Origin of the sequence: Mesorhizobium sp., from assembly GCF_004962245.1 — a bacterium.
Taxonomy (GTDB): Bacteria; Pseudomonadota; Alphaproteobacteria; order Rhizobiales; family Rhizobiaceae; genus Mesorhizobium.
Genome location: NZ_SUHQ01000006.1, coordinates 59,470 through 77,016 on the forward strand (window position 1 = coordinate 59,470; position 17,547 = coordinate 77,016).

A 17,547-nucleotide genomic window follows, 5' to 3' on the forward strand; every position below is an offset into this window, starting at 1 on the left:
AATGCGTCCCAAGCTGGTCTTTGCCGGTCCCACCCTGTCACAGGGCGAAGTGCTGGAAGTGGTGGAGGCGATCTGCCTTCCGCCGGCTGTGCAGGGTTCGATCATTGCGGCTGTGCAGCATTTTGATCCGAGTGCGATAGTCATCATCGACGGTGGCTTTCAATCGGAGCCGGCGGTCAGGCACAAGGAAATCCTTTGGGCAATGGCGAAAGGTGTTCCGGTAATAGGCGCAGCGAGCATGGGGGCTCTTCGCGCTGCGGAACTCTTTCCATACATGCAGGGAGTGGGGCTCATCTACCGGTGGTATCGTCGTTTTGCGTTTGCGCCTGACGATGCAGTGGCCGTGCTGCACGGACCATGGGAGGTAAACTCCGCGCCCATAACCCACGCGCTGATCGATCTTCGCATGACGGTTCGCAGGGCCTGCCGTCGAGGCATCATTTCGGCTGAATACGGAACCAGCCTGCAGCGCGCCGCGCAAGTTCTCAATTTTCGCGAGCGCACGCTCGCCCGCATGGTCGGTGACGCCTTGTCATGCGAAGGTGATCTCGTTGTCGAGAAATATCAGGAGATCCTCGCCGCAGCTTTTGTTCAGCAAAAGAAGCAGGATGCGCGTGATGCACTCCAGCTATTGCATCACGGTTTATTCAAGAGGCCGGTACCCCTGCCGGATTTCCAATTGACGGCGGCTTTCTCAAGGGATCTCGACGAAGCCGGGTTAAAGATTTGAAAGCGTCAGGGCGAGAATTCTCAATCTCAATTTACAATACGTATGGCATTTTGCTAATGTATTAGAATGAGAGGGGCTGAGCTACTGGGGACGCTCGATCGATCCAGCGACCAAAGTCGCTCCGTCGGCACGCGCTTCCTGCTATTTCCCCAGGTGCCCCACCTCGCTGATTACGGCACACCCGAGACCGTCTGGATATCGACCCCGCCGGGCCGGTTACGCTCCGGTCCGGAGGACCATCGCATCTATGTCCGCGATCCGCTCCTCGACAAGGAACCTTACGAATATCCCTATCTGCCGCCCTTCGTTGGCGAGGTCTTCCCGCCGGCGGAACCCGCCTACGACGGTCACTTCGACCAGATTTCATTGAATTCACGTCAGTTCCTGGCGGCACACGCCTTCGGGGCAGTCAGCCGGGTCCTGGACATCTGGGAAAGCTACCTTGGGCGGCCGATTACCTGGTACTTCGCCGAAACCTATGAGCGGCTGGAGATCATTCCGTGGGTCGATTGGAACAACGCCCAGTCTGGCTATGGTTATCTGGAACTTGGCGTGGACAGGGCGCCCGACGGTCGAAATTATCCCTATGCCCTCAACTTCGATACGATTGCGCATGAGGTCGGTCATGCGATTCTGTTTTCCCTTTTTGGGGTGCCGGCAAATGGCTTGAAGACCGGCGACTTCGCGTCGTTCCATGAGGCGAGCGCCGACATAACGTCGCTTCTGTCCTTCCTGCATTTCGACAGCGGTCTCGACCGGCTGCTGCGCCACTGCAACGGCAACCTCCTCATCATGAACGAACTCAACCGCATTGCCGAACTGATCGGCGACCAGCAGATTCGCCTCGCCAGCAATTCGCGCCGCATGTCTGAAGTCTCCGATGAGATCCATGACAGGTCGCGGCCTTTCACGGGGGCGGTATTCGATACGATCGTAGACACCTACCACGCGAATCTCGTGGGTGATGGACTAGCCGACGAGCGGCTTCTCGACATCGACATCAGGGATATCGACGAGGCCGCCATGCACCGCATCTCGGATTTCACGGCGCTGGCCTTCCGTGCCAGGCCGTTCCTGTTCAAGAGCGCGCTTACCCGGGCGCGTGACGATGTGGCGCTGACCCTTGCCCGGACCTGGTCCAGCCTCGAAGCTGACGATCTGACCTTTGAGAATGCCGCGATGGCCGTTGCCGAAGCCGGCAGCCGCATCGCGCCGGCGTTGCGCGAAAAGTTTGAAGAAAACTTCAGATGGCGGGAAATTTCATGAACTGAATTGCCGAAGCGAGGAGGAGCATCATGAGCGACGACTATCACCGTCCGACACTGACATTCCCCAACGGTGCATATAATGCAACGCAGGTCAGGCTCTACGGAATTGAGGCGGAAATTGGTATTTCCATTCCCGGACAGGCCAGCGAAATCTCGAACACCAACATTTATGTCCAAACAGCACATGACGTTAGCGCCGACGAACGGGAAGTCAACGCAGCGAAAGAAGTACTTAAGAAAGCCACATCGAATAAGGTCCGCCGCGGCATAATGCTCGGCAAAGGCAATTTGCCTCATATACCGATAAGAGCCAGCTTCAGTATTAAATTGGATATAAAGGAATTTGGCACAGCCGTTGTTACTGTGACTGCACAAACATATATGCTGGGCAGCAAGCCAGAGAAAGAGCTTTCTTGCGGGTTGATTGTCGGCTACGCCTACGAAGGTCATACATTTGATCTGCCAAAACCCAAGATAATGCTAGTTAATAAATTCCCAGAATTGGAGATCCCAAAGGATGACTCTGACTATAAATTGAAAGAAGACGAAGGTTATGCTGTCTGGATCGTTGACAAACTCGACCAATGCGTGGAGATTGAAATTAACCAGGGTTTTGTCGAACAGCTTGTTCTCGAAGCGAACCTTCCCGGGAAGCGCTCGCCGACCATGTACGCCGCCAGGCAGGCGCTTGGGCACCGCAGTGGCAGGCTGACTGAGTAGTGATAGATTCCTGCTACTTAGCGGCCGTCGAGGGGTTGTGTCAGCCGGCCCGAGCTTGGTGCAATAGGAAACGATGACCTCGCGAAGCTTGGGGCGTCGAAGTTGGCTGCGGGCTGCCCAATCAACTTCCGGGCTTGGCACCCGGGCTCGGTCCGGGGTCGCTTCGCTGCAAGTGCCTACGGCAATTTTCGTCAACAAAATCAAATAGTTTGATGGGCCCGGAGGATGCGCCGGAAACATGGATTTTATTGGTTTTTTTTGTGGGCCGGAGTTGGAGACCTTCCCGCATTATTCCGTATGGTTCCGCGATCATCGATTTTGCTGCAGGATCGTCTCGGCGGCGATAAAGCCCCATGTCATGTTGGGGCCAAGGGTCGTGCCGGCTCCTACAGCGCGCGTACCGACTGGGTTGGCCATGGCGAGCCCTGCCGCATAGAGGCCGGGAATGATCGAGCCGTCCGGTCTCAGCACCTGCGCTCGCTCGTTGGTGCGGGCGCCGCCTTTGGTGCCGAGAATCGAGCGATTGATCGTCATGCCGACATAGGGCGGCTTGTCGATCGGCTTCAGTCGGTTCTCCGGGCCATGCGCCTTGTAGTCCTCCCAGCCGTTCTCACCGCGGCGGAAATCCGCGTCACGGCCCTGCGCGCAAAAATCATTCCAGCGGGCGATCGTCTCCTCGAGCGCCACCGCCGGCAGCCCGAGCTCGGCTGCAAGGCCGCCAATCGTATCGGCCTTCCTGACCCAATCGCGTTCGTAGGAGGCATACCAGCGGAAAGGCAGCGACGTTTTCAGGAAGCGGTGATCGCCAATGAGATAGCAGGGCAGATTGGCGGGTGAGCCATCCGCCCTGCGCGCATCGATCGCCTCACCAATGTTGAAGTCGTTTTCGCTGACGAAGCGCTTTCCATCGCGATTGACCACGATCGAATGCGGCTCCGCCTGGAAGGTCATGGGCAGGCCGTGCGGCTGTCCCTGGTAGCGCGTCGGCAGGCAGGGATAGACGTTCGCCTGGTCCATACGGTCCAATTGCGCGCCAACGGAAGCCGCGAGCTTCTGGCCGTCACCTTCGTTGCTGCGCGGGCTGCCGATCCGGTCGAAGGCACCGGGGAAATGGCGCAGGCGCATTTCGGCATCCCATTCGAAGCCGCCGGTGGCGATCACCACGCCGCGGCGCGCGAGAATCTTCGTTCGCCGGCCGTCGCTCTCCACTTCCGCGCCGGTGATGCGGGAGTCCGGTTCCTGAAGCAGGGTGACGGCGCGTGTTCCCAGCCGAAAGGTGACGCCGGCGTCGAGGCAGCCCTTGATGAGCCCAGTCATCAGTGCCGTACCTTGCCCGCCGGAATTCGTCAGCCATCGCCAAAGCAGCCTTGGCCAAACCTTGAACCCGGCCCGGATGGGATGGTGATAAAGATCGAGGTCGACCACCTCCTGATAGGTGAAGCTGTGTGGCAAAGTGGAGTGGCGCAGCCGGGCCGCGAACCTGCCCAGGATACGGCGGCTGAGCGGCCTGGGCGAGACCATGCGTCCGTAGAGCTTGCCGCCCGGTGCTTCGGCAAAGGGGTCCGGCTCGTTGACCAGGCGAAAATCGAGCGGCGTGCTGCCGGACAGGAAGCGCAACATGTCCGGCGCGGCCATGACGAAGGCGCTCCAGAGCGCGTCCTCCTTTCCGGCCCAGCCCTCTGGCGAGACGTGGCGCAGATAGGTCAGCGCATCTTCGCGGCTATCGGCAATGCCGGCTTCGGCTGCGGCATGATTGGCGGGCACCCATACGCCGGCGCCTGACATGGCTGAGGTGCCGCCAAGCCATTCGGTCTTTTCGATCACAAGCACCTTGAGACCGCCCTTGGCCGCTCTCAATGCCGCCGAGCAGGCCGCCGACCCCGAACCGATGACCAGAACGTCGCATTCGTCCATTGGCGTCCCCCTGCTTTTTTCATCGCCGCAGCACTATAGGGGTAGGAAATTAAATCTGTCTACTATTGTGTCGACACTTTTTGCGCTGTAGTTTCCCCTGGAGGTCGGCAGCTTGCCGGCATGTTCCTCGCAGCTCCTTGCAACAGGCAGAACCATGGACGATACCCGCCTTCCAACCGCCCCGTCCGGCATCCATATTTCCGGATCCGACGCACGCGAAAGCTACTGGCAGCCGGTACCGGCAAACGGCCATATCGATGTGGCGCTCGCGCCGCACATCGTCGGCATGGAGCATCCCTTTGCGCTGGGCACGCAATCGGTCGCGCCCGGCGGCTATGTGCGCGAGCACACGCATGAGCGCAACGAGGAGGCCATCTATGTCATCGAAGGCCACGGCCGCGCCGTCGTCGAGGGCAAGGAATATCCGCTCAGCCCGGACAGCGTGGTGTTCCTGCCGAAGAATGTCAGGCACATGTTCATCAATGACGGCGAGACGCGCCTTCGCTGGATCTGGCTGATCGTGCCCAACGGGCTGGAGGACTTCTTTCGCCTTATCGGCAAGCCGCGCAAGCCGGGCGACCGCGTGCCCTCCAATTTTCCGCGCCCGGAGAACGTGCTTGAGATCGAGCGCAAGACGGTGTTCGGGGCAGACCTTGCCGACAAGTTCGATCCCACGAAACAGAACCCCTAAGAAGCTCGGATGCTGACGCTCGGCCTCATTGGCTACGGCTCGGTCGCGCGCGGGATCGTCTCCGCTTTCCCACCGGACTCGGTCGGCTGGATCGCGCTTCTGCGCGAAGGCGCCAGTCCCGACCTGCCGGCAAATGTCCGTGCGGTCGCGCAGCTCGACAGGCTGATCGACGCGCGCCCTAAGGCGGTGGTGGAGGCGGCGGGCCAGGCGGCGGTGGCCGCCTATGTGCCCGCGCTTCTCGAAGCCGGCATCCCGACCGTCATCGCTTCGGTCGGCGCCCTCTCTGATCCGGTGCTTGCCGACCGGATCGCCATCCTCCGCCGCAATGGTGGCGCGCGCGCCATCCTGCCCGCGGGCGCCTTGGGCGGCCTCGACTACCTCAGAGCGATAGCCGCCCTTCCCGACGCGCGCGTGCGCTACACATCGAGAAAGCCGCCGGCTGCCTGGACGGCCGAACTTACCGCTCTCGGCCTGTCAGCCGAACATGAGGAGCTAACGCTTTTCGAGGGCACGCCTGAAGAAGCGACAAGAGCCTACCCGAAAAACCTCAACGCCGCGTTCGCCGTGGCGCTCGCAGCGGGCGCCGACAAGGTGACGGTGCGTGTGGTTGCCGATCCGAAGGCGGCCGGCAACACCCATGAAATCGAGGCTGAGAGTGCCGCCGGCACTGCCTCCTTCCGCTTCACCAACGCGCCGTCGCCCGACAATCCGAAAACCTCGGCGCTCATGGCGCTCAGCCTCGTCGCGGCGCTTGGCGAGCTGCTCGATACGGAAGGCGTTCGCTGATGCCCTTCTTCACCGCCGCCGATGGCTGCCGCATCCACTACGAGACATCAGGTGCCGTTGGCCCGTGCCTCATCCTCATCCCGGGGCTCGGCGGCGACGGCAGGTTCTGGTCAGGCGTGGTGCGCCTGCTGGAAGTCGACCATCGCGTGATCGTCACCGACCATCGCGGCGCGGGACGCAGCGACCGCCCGCAAAGCCCGTACTCCATTCCCCTGATCGCGCGCGACATTGCCGGCCTGCTGGCACGCACAAGCGGACCGGCGCACATTGTCGGTCATTCCACCGGCGGTGCCATCGCGCAGGTGCTGGCGCTCGATCATGCTGAACTCGGCCTGAGCTACACGATCAGCAGTTCCTGGGCGCGGGCCGATGCCCGTTTCCGCGCGCTCTTCACAGCGCGCGCCGAGCTGCTGGAGGCCGGCATGGCCGAGACCTACCAGCGCCTTGGCCATGTGCTCTGCTACGAGCCGTCCTATCTCGAGACGCATGCCGGGCCACTCGAGGCGGCGGTCGCGGCCTCCCCTCGCACCCTGGCCCCGCTTGCCGTCAGCGCCGCGCGCGTGCGCATGCTGCTCGACCATGATCGCCTCGCCGATCTGCCTGATATCGCCGTCCCGGTTCAGGTGATTGCCGCCGCGGGCGATATACTGACACCGCCCGCTCTTTCCCAGTCTATTGCCACTGCGATACCGCAGGCGACCTATGTAACCGTTGGTGGCGCGCATTTTCATCCCCTCGCCGATCCCGAGGGTTTTGCCGCTATCGTTCACCAGTTCATTGCCGAAGCCGACCGCAAATCATGACCGCTGAAGTCGACCCCACTCTCATTGACCCACGCCTGAAGCCTGGCGCCGACCTCCTTGCTGAAGGGCGCGCGATGGCGCGCGACTGGCGGCTCGGCAGCTGCCGCTTCCTCGCCGAGACCGGAATGCCGTCCGAAGCCGCATGGAAACGCAAGGCGGCGACGGAGAGACGGGTCATGCAGCACGCCCATATCGGCTTTCGCAGCGTCGACCGTACCGTAGCGGCGATCGGCGAGGTGCACGACCAATGCCGAAAGGCCGGGGTGACGGTCGACCGTTTCGGCATCACCCTCGACTGGTCGATGGGCTATCCGCAAGCCATGCGGGCAAAGGCCGCCCGCGGCACCGGCATCGTGCTCACCGGCCCGGAGGATTTCGCCCGTATCACAAATGCCGCGCCCGCCGCCGCCCATTTCGGCGACTTCATGCTTGGACTGCCGGCTGCGATGGAAAACACGCGCGCCGCGATCGCCGCCGGGGCGACGGCCGTGGGCAATCTGGGACAGTATTTCACCTTCCGGCTGCCCTATTGGGACGATGACGTGGCGACCACCGAGGCGACCGTCACCGCGCTCGGCCTGATTGCCGCGCAGGATGCCGAGATCCTCGTCCATTCCAATCTCGATGATGGATTCGCCGGGCTGTTCATCGACATGGCCTGCGCGCTCGGCATGGTGCTGATCGAGAAGCACATCGTCGAGGACCTGATCGGCGCGCGGCTAGGCCATTGCTACGGCCACCACTTCAGCGATCCGCTTTCGCGCACCGCCTTCCATGCCGCGCTGGTCCGGGTCAGCGATACGCCAGGAACCATGATCTTCGGCAATACCGTCTCCTACCAGTCGATCCCGGCGGGCAACTACGCAAGCCTGGCAAGCTATCTCCTGGCCGACATACTCGCTGTGGGGCGATGGCCGTCCGGCCATGCGATCAATCCGGTGCCGGTGACCGAGAACCAGCGCATTCCAGATGTCGACGAGATCATCGACGCACAAACCTTCGCGCATCGGCTGACGCTGCACGCGCCTTTCTACGACCCGGTCTTCGACTGGGCAAAGGTTGAGGCAATGGCCGATGTGCTGGTCGAAGGCGGGCGCCGCTTTACCGGTGCCGCCTTGGCGGGTCTGGCGGAACGGGGCGTAGATATCGAGGACCCTGCCGCCCTGATGCTGGCGATCCGGCGCATGGGACCAAGGCGCATGGAAGCGCTGTTCGGCCCGGGTGCGGCAGGCCCGAGCGCGCGCACGCCGCTGATCCATGCCGAATGGGCGCGCGAGCTGAACCACAAGGCCGTCACCTGGGTCGCGGCGCAACAGCCATTGGATACGGCAAGATCCCTCACTATCTGCATCGGCACCACCGACGTGCATGAGCATGGCAAATATCTCGTCGAACAGGCGCTCCAACGCATGGGCGTCACCATTGCCGATGCCGGGATTGCCGTCGATCCGGAAGCGCTCGTCGCCCGCGCCGCCGAAACTGGGGCGGATGCCATTGCGATCAGCACCTATAACGGCGTGGCACTGCGTTATGCGCAGGCGGTGAAGACGGCGCTTGCCACGCGCGGACTTGCCGTGCCGGTCCTCATCGGTGGACGACTGAACGAAGTGCCCGACGAGTCCAACTCGGGCCTGCCGGTGGACGTGACAAGGGATATCGCGAACCTTGGCTGCCTGCCCTGCGCCGACCTCGACGAGATGCTGAGCGCCATCCGCGCCATCCAGCCTGCCGCCTGAGGCGGCAGGCTCCGTTTGCCGCCGCCGACGGGCGCACCTCACCAGGCGGTCATGCCGCCGTCGACTGTCAGGATCGAGCCGGTGGCGAAAGAGGATTCGTCGCCGGCGAGCCATAGGATTGCATTTGCGATTTCAACCGGTTGCGCGACGCGGTTCATCGGCGAACGCGCATTCAATGCCGCGACAAACCCCTGGGGATCGCGATGGGTTTCCAGCATGCTTTGGAAATAGCTCGACCAGGTGACACCCGGCGCCACGGCGTTGACGCGGATATTGTCTGCGACATGGTCAAGCGCCATGGCGCGAGTCAGTGCCGCGACGCCACCCTTAGAGGCGACATAGGCCGCCCGATCGGCAAGTCCGACATGGGCAACGTTGGAGGCGGTGTTCACGATCACCCCACCGCCACCCGCGGTCATGACGGGAATGACATATTTGGAGCAGAGGAAGACGCCCTTGAGGTTCACGGCCATGAGAGCGTCCCAATCCGCCGCCGCAGTGGTGACGACCGAACCACGTATGCCATAACCGGCATTGTTGACCAGGATGTCCACCCGACCCAATGCCTCTTGCGCGCGGCGCACCATGGTCGCGACGGAGGCTTCGTCCGAGACGTCCGCCTCCATGGCCAGCACTCCGGTCCCGCCGGCCACCTCGCTGGCCCGCGCGCCGTCGCGGTCGACGACCAGAACGCGCGCGCCCTCCTTCGCGAACAGTTCGGTGACGGCGGCGCCGATACCGGCGCCGCCTCCAGTGACGATGGCCGCTTTGCCCTTCAAACGCATGATCAATCCCCTTTTCAAAAACTTGTTTTGCCCTATCTTGCAGAAGCTCTTGCAAAGTGTCGACACTTTTGTATTTAATTTCGGCACGAGATCGGGGACCACCGTGAAAAACACTCCTTCCGTCGAACAACAGCTGGAAATCTATCACCGGATGCTGCTGGTGCGGCATCTGGAAGAGAGCCTTGGCGCGCTTCACAAGGAGGGCCGCACGCGCGGTCCGATCCATCGCTGCGACGGTCAGGAAGCCGTCGGCGTCGCCGCGACAGCTGTGCTGGAAGCGGGCGACAAGGTCGCCACCACCCATCGCGGCCATGCGGTTTATATCGGCAAGGGCATGGCGATGCGTCCTGTGGTCGCCGAGATTCTCGGGCGGGCCACCGGCGCCTGCGGCGGGCGCGCCGGCCACATGCTGATAGCCGATGCGGAAAAAGGCGTGATCGGCGGCAACGCCATTGTCGGCGCGGGTATTCCGGCCGCCGCCGGCATGGCGCTGTCCATGCAGATCCTCGGCACTGGCAATGTCGCTATGTGCGTTTTCGGCGACGGCGCCGCCCAGACCGGCATCTGTCACGAGGCGATGAACATGGCGGGGCTGTGGAAGCTGCCCGTCGTCTTCGTGCTCGAGCACAACCAGTTCGGCCTGACCGTTCCCTCCGATGTCCAGTCGCCAGTCGAGAACCTGTCGATTCGCGCCGCTGGCTATGCGATGCCGGCCGAGATCGTCGACGGCAACGACGCGGTGGCCGTCTACCGCGCTGTCTCGGCCATGGTCGAACGTGCCCGGCGCGGCGAAGGCCCCGGCATGGTCGAATGCAAGACATACCGCATCGAAGGTTTTTCCACGTCCGACATGGGCGGCTACCAGAAGCCGGAAGATATCGCCAACTGGAAGGCACGTGACCCGCTGCAGATTTCGCGCACGGCACTTCTGGGCGAAGTCGGCGAGGCGCAGCTCGCCCGGATCGAGGCGGCGGCCAAGGCCGAGGTTGCAGAGGCGTTCGATACCGCGCTTTCCGATCCCATGCCGGAATTTTCCATCGACGAAGCCTGCAATCCCTACAGCGAGGCGCACTGACATGGCCATGATGCGATACGCTGAAGCGCTCAATGCGGCACTGCGCGAAGAGATGCAGGCGGATCCTTCCGTCTTCCTCTTCGGCGAGGACATCGGCCGCTATGGCGGCGTCTTCAAGGTGACGAAAGGGCTGATGGAGGAATTCGGTCAGACGCGGGTGCGCGACACACCGATCTCCGAGCAGGCGCTGGCCGCCATGGCGGTGACCGCCGCCATGACCGGTACCCGTCCGGTGCTGGAAATCATGTATGCGGATTTCGTGCCGCTAACACTTGATGCGCTGGTCAACCAGGCCTCGATCTACAACTACATCTGGAACGGTCAGGTGAAGATGCCTTTCGTGCTGCGCACGCAGGGCGGCGGCGGCGCCGGCGCCGGCGCACAGCACTCCAAGGCGCTCGATTCCATGCTGGCCCACATACCCGGCATCAAGGTCGTTGCCCCATCGACACCGGCCGACGCCAAAGGCATGCTGAAGGCCGCGATCCGCGACGACCAGCCGGTCGTCTTCCTCGAGCACAAGCTGCTCTACAACACCCGCGGCGAGGTGCCGGAAGGCGACGTGACCGTACCCCTTGGCAAGGCGGCAACCGTGCGCGCGGGCAGCGATATTTCGGTATTCGCCACCTCCAAGATGGTGATTGAGGCGCTGAAAGCTGCCGATCTTCTCGCTGCCGACGGCGTTTCGGCCGAAATCATCGATCTCCGGTCGCTGCGCCCGCTTGATGTCAGCGCCATCATCGCCTCGATCTCGAAAACGCACCATGCCGTAGCGGTCAACGAGGGATGGCGCTTCTGCGGCTACGCCGCCGAGCTTTCGGCAACGATCATGGACCACGCCTTCGACGAGCTGGACGCGCCCGTCGCGCGCGTCACGCTGCCGGACATGCCCATCCCCTATTCCGAACCTCTGGAAACGGCGATGCTGCCGAGTGCCGAGAAGATCCGCGCCGCCGCGCTGAAGACGCTGAAGTGAGGGGGACGGCAATGGCGACCCATCCGATCAGCATCGACAGCGCCGGCGGTGAATATATGGAAGCCGTGCTGGTGCTTGCCTGGGCGGTGAACTCAGGCGATCCGGTCAAAGCGGGCGATCTTGTCGTCACCGTCGAGACAGCCAAGGCGGCAACCGAAATCGAGGCCGACCGCGATGGCTGGCTCGCTGAAATCTTCTTCGCCGAGGGGCAGGAAGCGCCGGTGGGTGCCGTGCTCGGCACGATCGCGGACGAGAAGCCTGTGTCTGGTCAGGCGACTCCGGTCGCGCCAGCCGCGACACCTGCGGCGTCCCATTTGCCCGGGCCTGCGGACGCCCCTTCGCGCACCAATCAGCCCGGCAGCCGCGTGATCGCCAGCCCTCTCGCCCGGCGGCTTGCGGCCACGGCGGGGCTCGATCTTTCAGCGATCTCAGGCAGCGGTCCAAAAGGGCGCATCAAGAAGCGCGACATCGATGCCACCCTTGCCGCTCTCGAAGACGGGCACCGCATCGCTGTCCGGCCGGGGCCGGCTTCGGACGGCCTTCGGGCGCCCGCCGTTTCCGCACCGGCCCGGCAGGCGGCACCGGTCGTCCTCATCCATGGTTTTGGGGCGGATCGCTCCGTTTGGCGTCAGGTTGTTCCCTTGCTCGAGCCTGGGATCGAGACGATCAGCCTCGACCTGCCTGGCCACGGTACCGAAGCCGCGAGGCCGGCTGCGAGCATCGAGGAGATCGCCTTCAACCTCTCCGACCGGCTGGAAGACATGGGCGTGGAGGATGCGCATCTGGTCGGCCATTCCGTGGGCGGTGCAGCGGCTCTTGCACTCGCCAGGCTGGGTCGTCTCGCTGTGCGCTCGGTCACGCTTCTCGCTCCCGGCGGGCTTGGTCCCGAGATCAATGCAGGCTTTATTGCCGGCCTTGCCCGCGTGACCACGGTGCGGGCCCTGGAACAGTGGCTGACGGTCATGGTCGGAGACCCCTCTGCCCTGCCGGACGGCTATGCGCAGGCTGCGCTCAGACAAATCGAAAAGACCGGCAATCGCAGCGCTCTCGCGGCGATGGCCGAAAGCCTGTTCCCGGACGGCACGCAGGGCTTCGATCTCGTCGGTGCGCTTGCAGAGCTTGCCGTGCCGGCACGGCTCGTCTGGGGCAGGCTCGATCGCGTCATTCCGGTCGCCCATGCGGCCCGCGCGCCCGGCTTCGTCGCCGTTCACCTTCTCGATGGCATTGGCCATGTACCGCAGATGGAGGCTCCGGCACTGACCGCCCGGCTCATTGCAGAAACGGTGCGCAGCGCCGGCTGAGCCGGCAGACACCCGGCCCGCCGGATCAACCGCGAGGGGCGGACAAGACCACACCTGCGCCGAGGGGCGCCAAAACAAAATGCCAGAAGGAGTGACCAGAATGATCTTCGACCATCGCACCTATACCGCCCGTCCAAACAAGCTTTCGCATTTCCTCAAGCTTTACGAGGAGGTCGGCCTGCCGATGCAGCGGCACTATCTGGGCGAGCCCTTCGGCTTCTTCCAGACGCATATCGGCGATCTCTCGCGCACCGTGCATCTGTGGAAATATGAAAGCCTTGCCGACAGGGAAGAGCGCCGCGACCGCATGGAGGCCGATCCTGAATGGCAGGCCTATCGGCACAAGGTGATCGAGACCGACTATCTTCTCGACATGCGCAACCAGATCCTGAAACCCGTCTCCTTCTTCAATCCGGGAAAATAAGATGGACCTGATTTTCTCGGTCGGGCGGCAAAGCTGGCCGCTGCGGCTCACCGGCGATGCCGAGCGCACGCGCCGGGCGTTACTTTGCGCCCTGCCCATGCGCCTGCAACTCCACACGCCCAAGATCGCCGGCAGCCATATCTATTGGCATGCGCCCTTCGTCGAGGATCTCGAGGGCGCGACGCATGTGCTTTCCGCAACCGCCGGCGCCTTCATCTACTGGCCGGTGCGGCAGTTTCTCGAAATCACCTTCGCCCCACTGCAGGCGGAAAATGCCGAGATCACCGTTCTTGGCCATCTCGACGCGCCGGTGGAAGGCATTGCCGAGCTTGCCGCGACGCTGAAACGCGACCAGGGTCGTCGTATCCTGGAAGGCACGCTCGGCAGGCCGGATGGCGTTGCGCCAGAGCCATCGGCTGCGCCGCCGCTGCCGCAGGATATCGTCGCCGCACGCAAGACGCTGTGGGCGGCATGTCCCGCCGACATCAGCCGGATCACCACGTCCCGCGCCATCATGCATCCGGCAGGTCCCGTCTTCACCGCGGAGTCGGAAGCGCGGGTGCTGCATGAATTCCTGTGGTGGATTCGCGCCGAGCGCGGCAAGGACGAGGCGGTGCGCCGCCAGACGGCCGCGCTCGCGCTCGACAAGGCCGCGACCCGCCTGCGTGACTTCTGCCACATGGAGGAAACGCCAGCCCTGCTTTTCCGGCTCAAGGCGGCGATGGGCGAAGGACATGCTTTCGATGCCTTGATCGACGAGGCAATCCTGGTGGCCGGACGGGTGGGCGCCTGGCTTGACCTACTCATCCCGTGGAACGACCTCAACGAGGCCTTTCGGGCAGCGCTTGATAGCAGGAGGGCCGGGTAATGGAAAAGATGATCATCGGTATCGTCGGCTTCGGCGTGATCGGCCAGCGCTGGACGGCCTGCTTTGCCCATGCCGGCCATGCGGTGCGTGTATTCGATCCCACGGATCGGCGCGAGGCGGCTTTCAGCGAGACGTTGCCAGCGCTCATGTCCGACCTTGACGCCTTGAAGGGAGCCGCGGTCGCGCCCGGCTCGATCCGTCTTTTCCCGACACTCGCCGAGACGCTCGAAGGCGTCGATTTCGTGCAGGAGAACGGTCCGGAAGACCTGCCGCTCAAACGCCATCTGCTGGCCCAGATCGAAGACCATGTCGGTGACGAGGTCATCATCGCTTCCTCCTCCTCCGCCTTGCTGGTGTCCGACATGCAGGCCGAGTGCCGCCTGCCCGGCCGCATCGTGCTCGGCCATCCCTTCAATCCGGCGCATCTGATGCCGCTGGTCGAGATCGTCGGCGGCAAGGCAACCGATCCGCGGACGGTGGCTCGCGCCCGCGCGATCTATGAAGCGACCGGCAAGAAGCCAGTAACGCTCAACCGGGAAGTGACGGGCCATATTGCCCTGCGCCTGATGGGCGCAATGTGGCGCGAGGCGATCGCGCTGGTGCGCGACGGCGTCGCCTCCGTCGAGGATGTCGATCGCGCCTTCATGTACGGACCAGGCCCGAAATGGACGCTGCAAGGCTCGTTCATTTCCAACAGCCTGAACGCCGATGGTATTGAAGACTTCCTGCGCAAATATGGCCCGACATACCAGGCGATCTGGGACACGCTGCTCGACGCGAAGCTAGACCCCGAGACGATCCGCGCGATCACCGCTTCGACGGATGCCGCGGCGGACGGGCGCAGCCAGGAGGAACTGAAAGCCGCACGAGAGGCTGGCCTCGTCGGCATTCTGAAAACGGTGGCCGAACGCGGCGCGCTTTAATCGTCATGGCTCAGGAGAACGGCAATGGCCTACCAAACCGCCCTCGTCACCGGCGCCTCGAAAGGCATTGGCGCGGCAATCGTCGAGAGCCTGATCGTGGAAGGGTTGACCGTCTACGCGCTCGCGCGCAACCACGACGCGCTGCAGGCCCTGCAAGAGCGGCTGGGGCCACGCGTAAGGCCGCTTGTCGCCGATGTGCGCGACTGCGAAGCAATCTCGTCCGCGCTTGGCGCGGCTGAAATCGACGTGCTGGTCAACAACGCCGGCGGGCTGGAAAGCGTGCGCCCCCTGCACGAGCAGGACGCGCAGGAGACAGCCGAGGTGGTGGCTCTAAACCTCACCGCGCCGCTGCAGCTCATTCGCCTGCTGTTGCCGGGCATGATCGCACGCAGGCGTGGTCACATCTTCAACCTCACCAGCACTGCGGCCAGCGCCGTATTTCCCGGTACGACGGCCTATGGCGCGGCCAAGGCCGGCCTCTCGCAGGCCGGTCGTATCCTGCGCTTTGATCTGGCAGGCACGGGTGTGCGGCTGACCGAGATCGCCCCCGGGCGCGTGGAAACGGATTTCTACCTGAAGGCCTTCGACGGCGATCGCGAAGGCCTGCGCAAACGCATGTATTCCGTGCAGCGGCCGCTTGGCCCGGCGGACATCGCCACTGTGCTCGTTTCTGCGCTGCGACTGCCCGATCATGTCGATATCGCCGAACTGCTCGTCGCCCCCAGCGAACAGGCAGCCGGCGGCCAGATCTATCCGCCTGCGCCACAGCGCTGACCGGGGACCGCGTGGCGTCGGCGACGCCTCGCAGCAGCCCCACTTACGCCCCTGTCAATTTGTCGAGCACCGCCCCACACGCCTCTTCCCACGCCGCCGGCACATCGCGCGCCAAAAGCACCTGCAGGCCCCGTTCGGTGATGCCACCCGGTGTCACCAGTTCCTCGAGCATCTGGTCCATCGGTTCGTCCTTCTCGGCAATCAGCTGCCCGGCCGCCACGAAGGTCATCGCCGCCAGCCGGCGGGCAATCGTCGGGTCGAGACCCTCGGCGCTCGACCATTCAGCCGTCTTGCGGATCAGATCCTGCGCCCAGCCGTAGACGGCGGCGCTGACCGTCGCCACCTCAAAGTCCTTTTCGGTGGGGAGCGCAATCGAAGGCCCGAGCCGGTCGAGAACCGCCTGCGCCTCTCCGAGATCGGGGAAATAGACTGTCGGACTTGCGGCAATCTCGGAAGCGGTGAACGGCATGGCGCGTACAATGCGAGCAGGCGCAACATCAAGCCGTGACAGCGGTACGCCGGCGCAAACCGAAACCACTGTCTGTCCCATGCGCCACGGCAAGCCTGCGACCGCCTCCGGCGCATGAGCAGGCCGCACGGAAAGAAGCACGACATCTGAGCGTTCGACGAGGTCGCGATTGTCAGCTGCGAGCTGAAAGCCGTGCCGGGCGGAAAGCGCTGTGGCCTTGCCACGCGGAGACAGGACGATCGCAGCGGGGTCGAGCCCGGAACGCAGGAACCCGGCCAGCATGGACGCCGCCAGATGCCCGACGCCAAGAATGCCTATGATCATTGTTGTCCCCCCGGGGTTGAACCTGCGGCTTGCCATTCACATGAAGTTGGGAAAGAACGGTGTATCATAAAGTGTCGACACAGCCTGCAGACAAATCAGATTGGAATCTTCATGACCGAACGAGCCGAGACCGGCGCCGACAGCGAGCCGTCCCTTGCGAACGACACTGAAACGCGCCGCAGCGCCGACAGCAGCGAACGCGCCTATCACACCATCCGCAAGCTTCTGGTCGAGTTCAAGCTCAAGCCCGGCGAGCGCATCAACGAGGTTCAGCTTTCGCGCAGCCTCGGCGTGTCGCGCACGCCGATCCGCGAGGCGCTGAACCGGCTTGCCTCCGAAGGCTTCGTTTCGCTTACGCCCAATCGCGGCTTCTTCATCAGGAGCCTTAGCACCGAGGGTCTTCTCGACCTTTACGAATTGCGCTCCATCATAGAATGCGCTGCGTTCAGGCTGATGTGCGAGCGCGCGGAGGACAGCGAAATCGACCGTTTGCGGCAGTATTGGGAAGCGATCGTCGATGGCTATCGCGACCAGCCGCCGGACATCATTCTGGCGGAGGACGAAGGTTTTCATATGCTCATCGCCCAACTCTCCGGCAATCCGGAAATCGTCGGCCAGCTTGCCTCCATCAATGCGCGCATCCGCTTCATCAGGCGCATCCAGATCGAACACCCCTCGCATGACAAGGCACAGATCACCTCCCACTCGGCGATCGTCGACGCCGCCGTCAGGCGCGATGCCGAAAATGGCGCGAAACTGTTGCGCGAGCATATCGAAATGACCGTCTCCGCGACGCAGCAAGCGCTCAAGGACGCCCTGCTCAAGGTTTTCGCGCCCGACAACGGCGCCGAACTGAAGCGTCGCGGAAGGACCCGCGACGCTTAATCGATATCTGACCACAAAATTGAACGCAATAGTGTCGACACTTTCTTGACGGCGATCCCTTTGTCTGCTTCGATGGATCACAGGGGAGTTGAAGA

At 63.3% G+C, this 17,547-nt stretch carries 18 protein-coding genes; 15 read left to right on the plus strand and 3 right to left on the minus strand.

Annotated features, from left to right (window positions below):
• The first annotated feature begins 1 nt into the window (after position 1).
• From E5X88_RS08360 to E5X88_RS08370, 3 genes are all read left to right on the plus strand, one after another.
• On the plus strand, positions 2-730 hold the full coding sequence (locus E5X88_RS08360; RefSeq protein ID WP_292160195.1) for a TfuA-like protein: 729 nt from the start codon (positions 2-4) through the stop codon (positions 728-730).
• A gap of 153 nt (positions 731-883) precedes the next feature.
• Positions 884-1,996: a hypothetical protein gene (locus tag E5X88_RS08365; protein WP_292160196.1), complete on the plus strand. Its 1,113-nt coding sequence runs from the start codon at positions 884-886 to the stop codon at positions 1,994-1,996.
• A gap of 29 nt (positions 1,997-2,025) precedes the next feature.
• Positions 2,026-2,718 (plus strand): hypothetical protein, encoded by a 693-nt coding sequence (locus E5X88_RS08370; RefSeq protein WP_292160197.1) that lies wholly within the window; start codon positions 2,026-2,028, stop codon positions 2,716-2,718.
• A 309-nt stretch (positions 2,719-3,027) separates the two neighbouring features.
• Here E5X88_RS08370 and E5X88_RS08375 read toward each other — a convergent pair whose 3' ends face one another.
• Entirely contained in the window at positions 3,028-4,632 is a 1,605-nt protein-coding gene (locus E5X88_RS08375) for an FAD-dependent oxidoreductase (RefSeq protein WP_292160199.1), read from the minus strand.
• Between the two features lie 154 nt (positions 4,633-4,786).
• Between E5X88_RS08375 and E5X88_RS08380 the strand changes: the two genes are divergently transcribed.
• Genes E5X88_RS08380 through E5X88_RS08395 form a run of 4 tightly spaced genes read left to right on the plus strand, consistent with a single transcriptional unit; the run spans position 4,787 to position 8,648 of the window.
• The gene (locus E5X88_RS08380) at positions 4,787-5,323 is read left to right on the plus strand and encodes a cupin domain-containing protein (protein ID WP_292160200.1); all 537 of its coding nucleotides are present in this window, start codon (positions 4,787-4,789) and stop codon (positions 5,321-5,323) included.
• Positions 5,324-5,332: 9 nt separating this feature from the next.
• Positions 5,333-6,109 (plus strand): aspartate dehydrogenase, encoded by a 777-nt coding sequence (locus tag E5X88_RS08385; protein ID WP_292160201.1) that lies wholly within the window; start codon positions 5,333-5,335, stop codon positions 6,107-6,109.
• Positions 6,109-6,912 (plus strand): alpha/beta hydrolase, encoded by an 804-nt coding sequence (locus tag E5X88_RS08390; protein WP_292160203.1) that lies wholly within the window; start codon positions 6,109-6,111, stop codon positions 6,910-6,912. The genes E5X88_RS08385 and E5X88_RS08390 overlap by 1 nt, the downstream gene beginning before the upstream one ends.
• The gene (locus E5X88_RS08395; protein ID WP_292160205.1) at positions 6,909-8,648 is read left to right on the plus strand and encodes a cobalamin-dependent protein; all 1,740 of its coding nucleotides are present in this window, start codon (positions 6,909-6,911) and stop codon (positions 8,646-8,648) included. Before E5X88_RS08390 ends, E5X88_RS08395 begins: the two co-directional genes overlap by 4 nt.
• Positions 8,649-8,686: 38 nt before the next feature.
• On the opposite strand, the gene E5X88_RS08400 is transcribed toward E5X88_RS08395, so the two are convergent.
• Positions 8,687-9,433 (minus strand): SDR family oxidoreductase, encoded by a 747-nt coding sequence (locus E5X88_RS08400; RefSeq protein ID WP_292160207.1) that lies wholly within the window; start codon positions 9,431-9,433, stop codon positions 8,687-8,689.
• 103 nt (positions 9,434-9,536) lie between these two features.
• Between E5X88_RS08400 and E5X88_RS08405 the strand changes: the two genes are divergently transcribed.
• From E5X88_RS08405 to E5X88_RS08435, 7 genes are all read left to right on the plus strand, one after another.
• Positions 9,537-10,508, plus strand: a complete 972-nt coding sequence (locus E5X88_RS08405; protein WP_292160209.1) for a thiamine pyrophosphate-dependent dehydrogenase E1 component subunit alpha — start codon at positions 9,537-9,539, stop codon at positions 10,506-10,508.
• 1 nt (position 10,509) lies between these two features.
• Positions 10,510-11,484 (plus strand): alpha-ketoacid dehydrogenase subunit beta, encoded by a 975-nt coding sequence (locus E5X88_RS08410; RefSeq protein WP_292160211.1) that lies wholly within the window; start codon positions 10,510-10,512, stop codon positions 11,482-11,484.
• A gap of 11 nt (positions 11,485-11,495) precedes the next feature.
• Positions 11,496-12,785, plus strand: a complete 1,290-nt coding sequence (locus tag E5X88_RS08415; RefSeq protein WP_292160213.1) for an acetoin dehydrogenase dihydrolipoyllysine-residue acetyltransferase subunit — start codon at positions 11,496-11,498, stop codon at positions 12,783-12,785.
• Positions 12,786-12,885: 100 nt separating this feature from the next.
• Positions 12,886-13,209, plus strand: a complete 324-nt coding sequence (locus E5X88_RS08420; RefSeq protein ID WP_292160215.1) for an NIPSNAP family protein — start codon at positions 12,886-12,888, stop codon at positions 13,207-13,209.
• 1 nt (position 13,210) lies between these two features.
• Complete coding sequence (locus E5X88_RS08425; RefSeq protein WP_292160216.1) at positions 13,211-14,077, plus strand: hypothetical protein; 867 nt, start codon at positions 13,211-13,213, stop codon at positions 14,075-14,077.
• The gene (locus E5X88_RS08430; RefSeq protein WP_292160218.1) at positions 14,077-15,000 is read left to right on the plus strand and encodes a 3-hydroxyacyl-CoA dehydrogenase NAD-binding domain-containing protein; all 924 of its coding nucleotides are present in this window, start codon (positions 14,077-14,079) and stop codon (positions 14,998-15,000) included. The genes E5X88_RS08425 and E5X88_RS08430 overlap by 1 nt, the downstream gene beginning before the upstream one ends.
• Before the next feature lie 24 nt (positions 15,001-15,024).
• The gene (locus tag E5X88_RS08435) at positions 15,025-15,774 is read left to right on the plus strand and encodes an SDR family oxidoreductase (protein ID WP_292160220.1); all 750 of its coding nucleotides are present in this window, start codon (positions 15,025-15,027) and stop codon (positions 15,772-15,774) included.
• A gap of 43 nt (positions 15,775-15,817) precedes the next feature.
• On the opposite strand, the gene E5X88_RS08440 is transcribed toward E5X88_RS08435, so the two are convergent.
• Entirely contained in the window at positions 15,818-16,567 is a 750-nt protein-coding gene (locus E5X88_RS08440) for an NAD(P)-binding domain-containing protein (RefSeq protein ID WP_292160222.1), read from the minus strand.
• Positions 16,568-16,678: 111 nt separating this feature from the next.
• Here E5X88_RS08440 and E5X88_RS08445 point away from each other — a divergent pair, with 111 nt between their 5' ends.
• Positions 16,679-17,452, plus strand: a complete 774-nt coding sequence (locus E5X88_RS08445; RefSeq protein ID WP_292160224.1) for a GntR family transcriptional regulator — start codon at positions 16,679-16,681, stop codon at positions 17,450-17,452.
• Positions 17,453-17,547 lie beyond the last annotated feature (95 nt).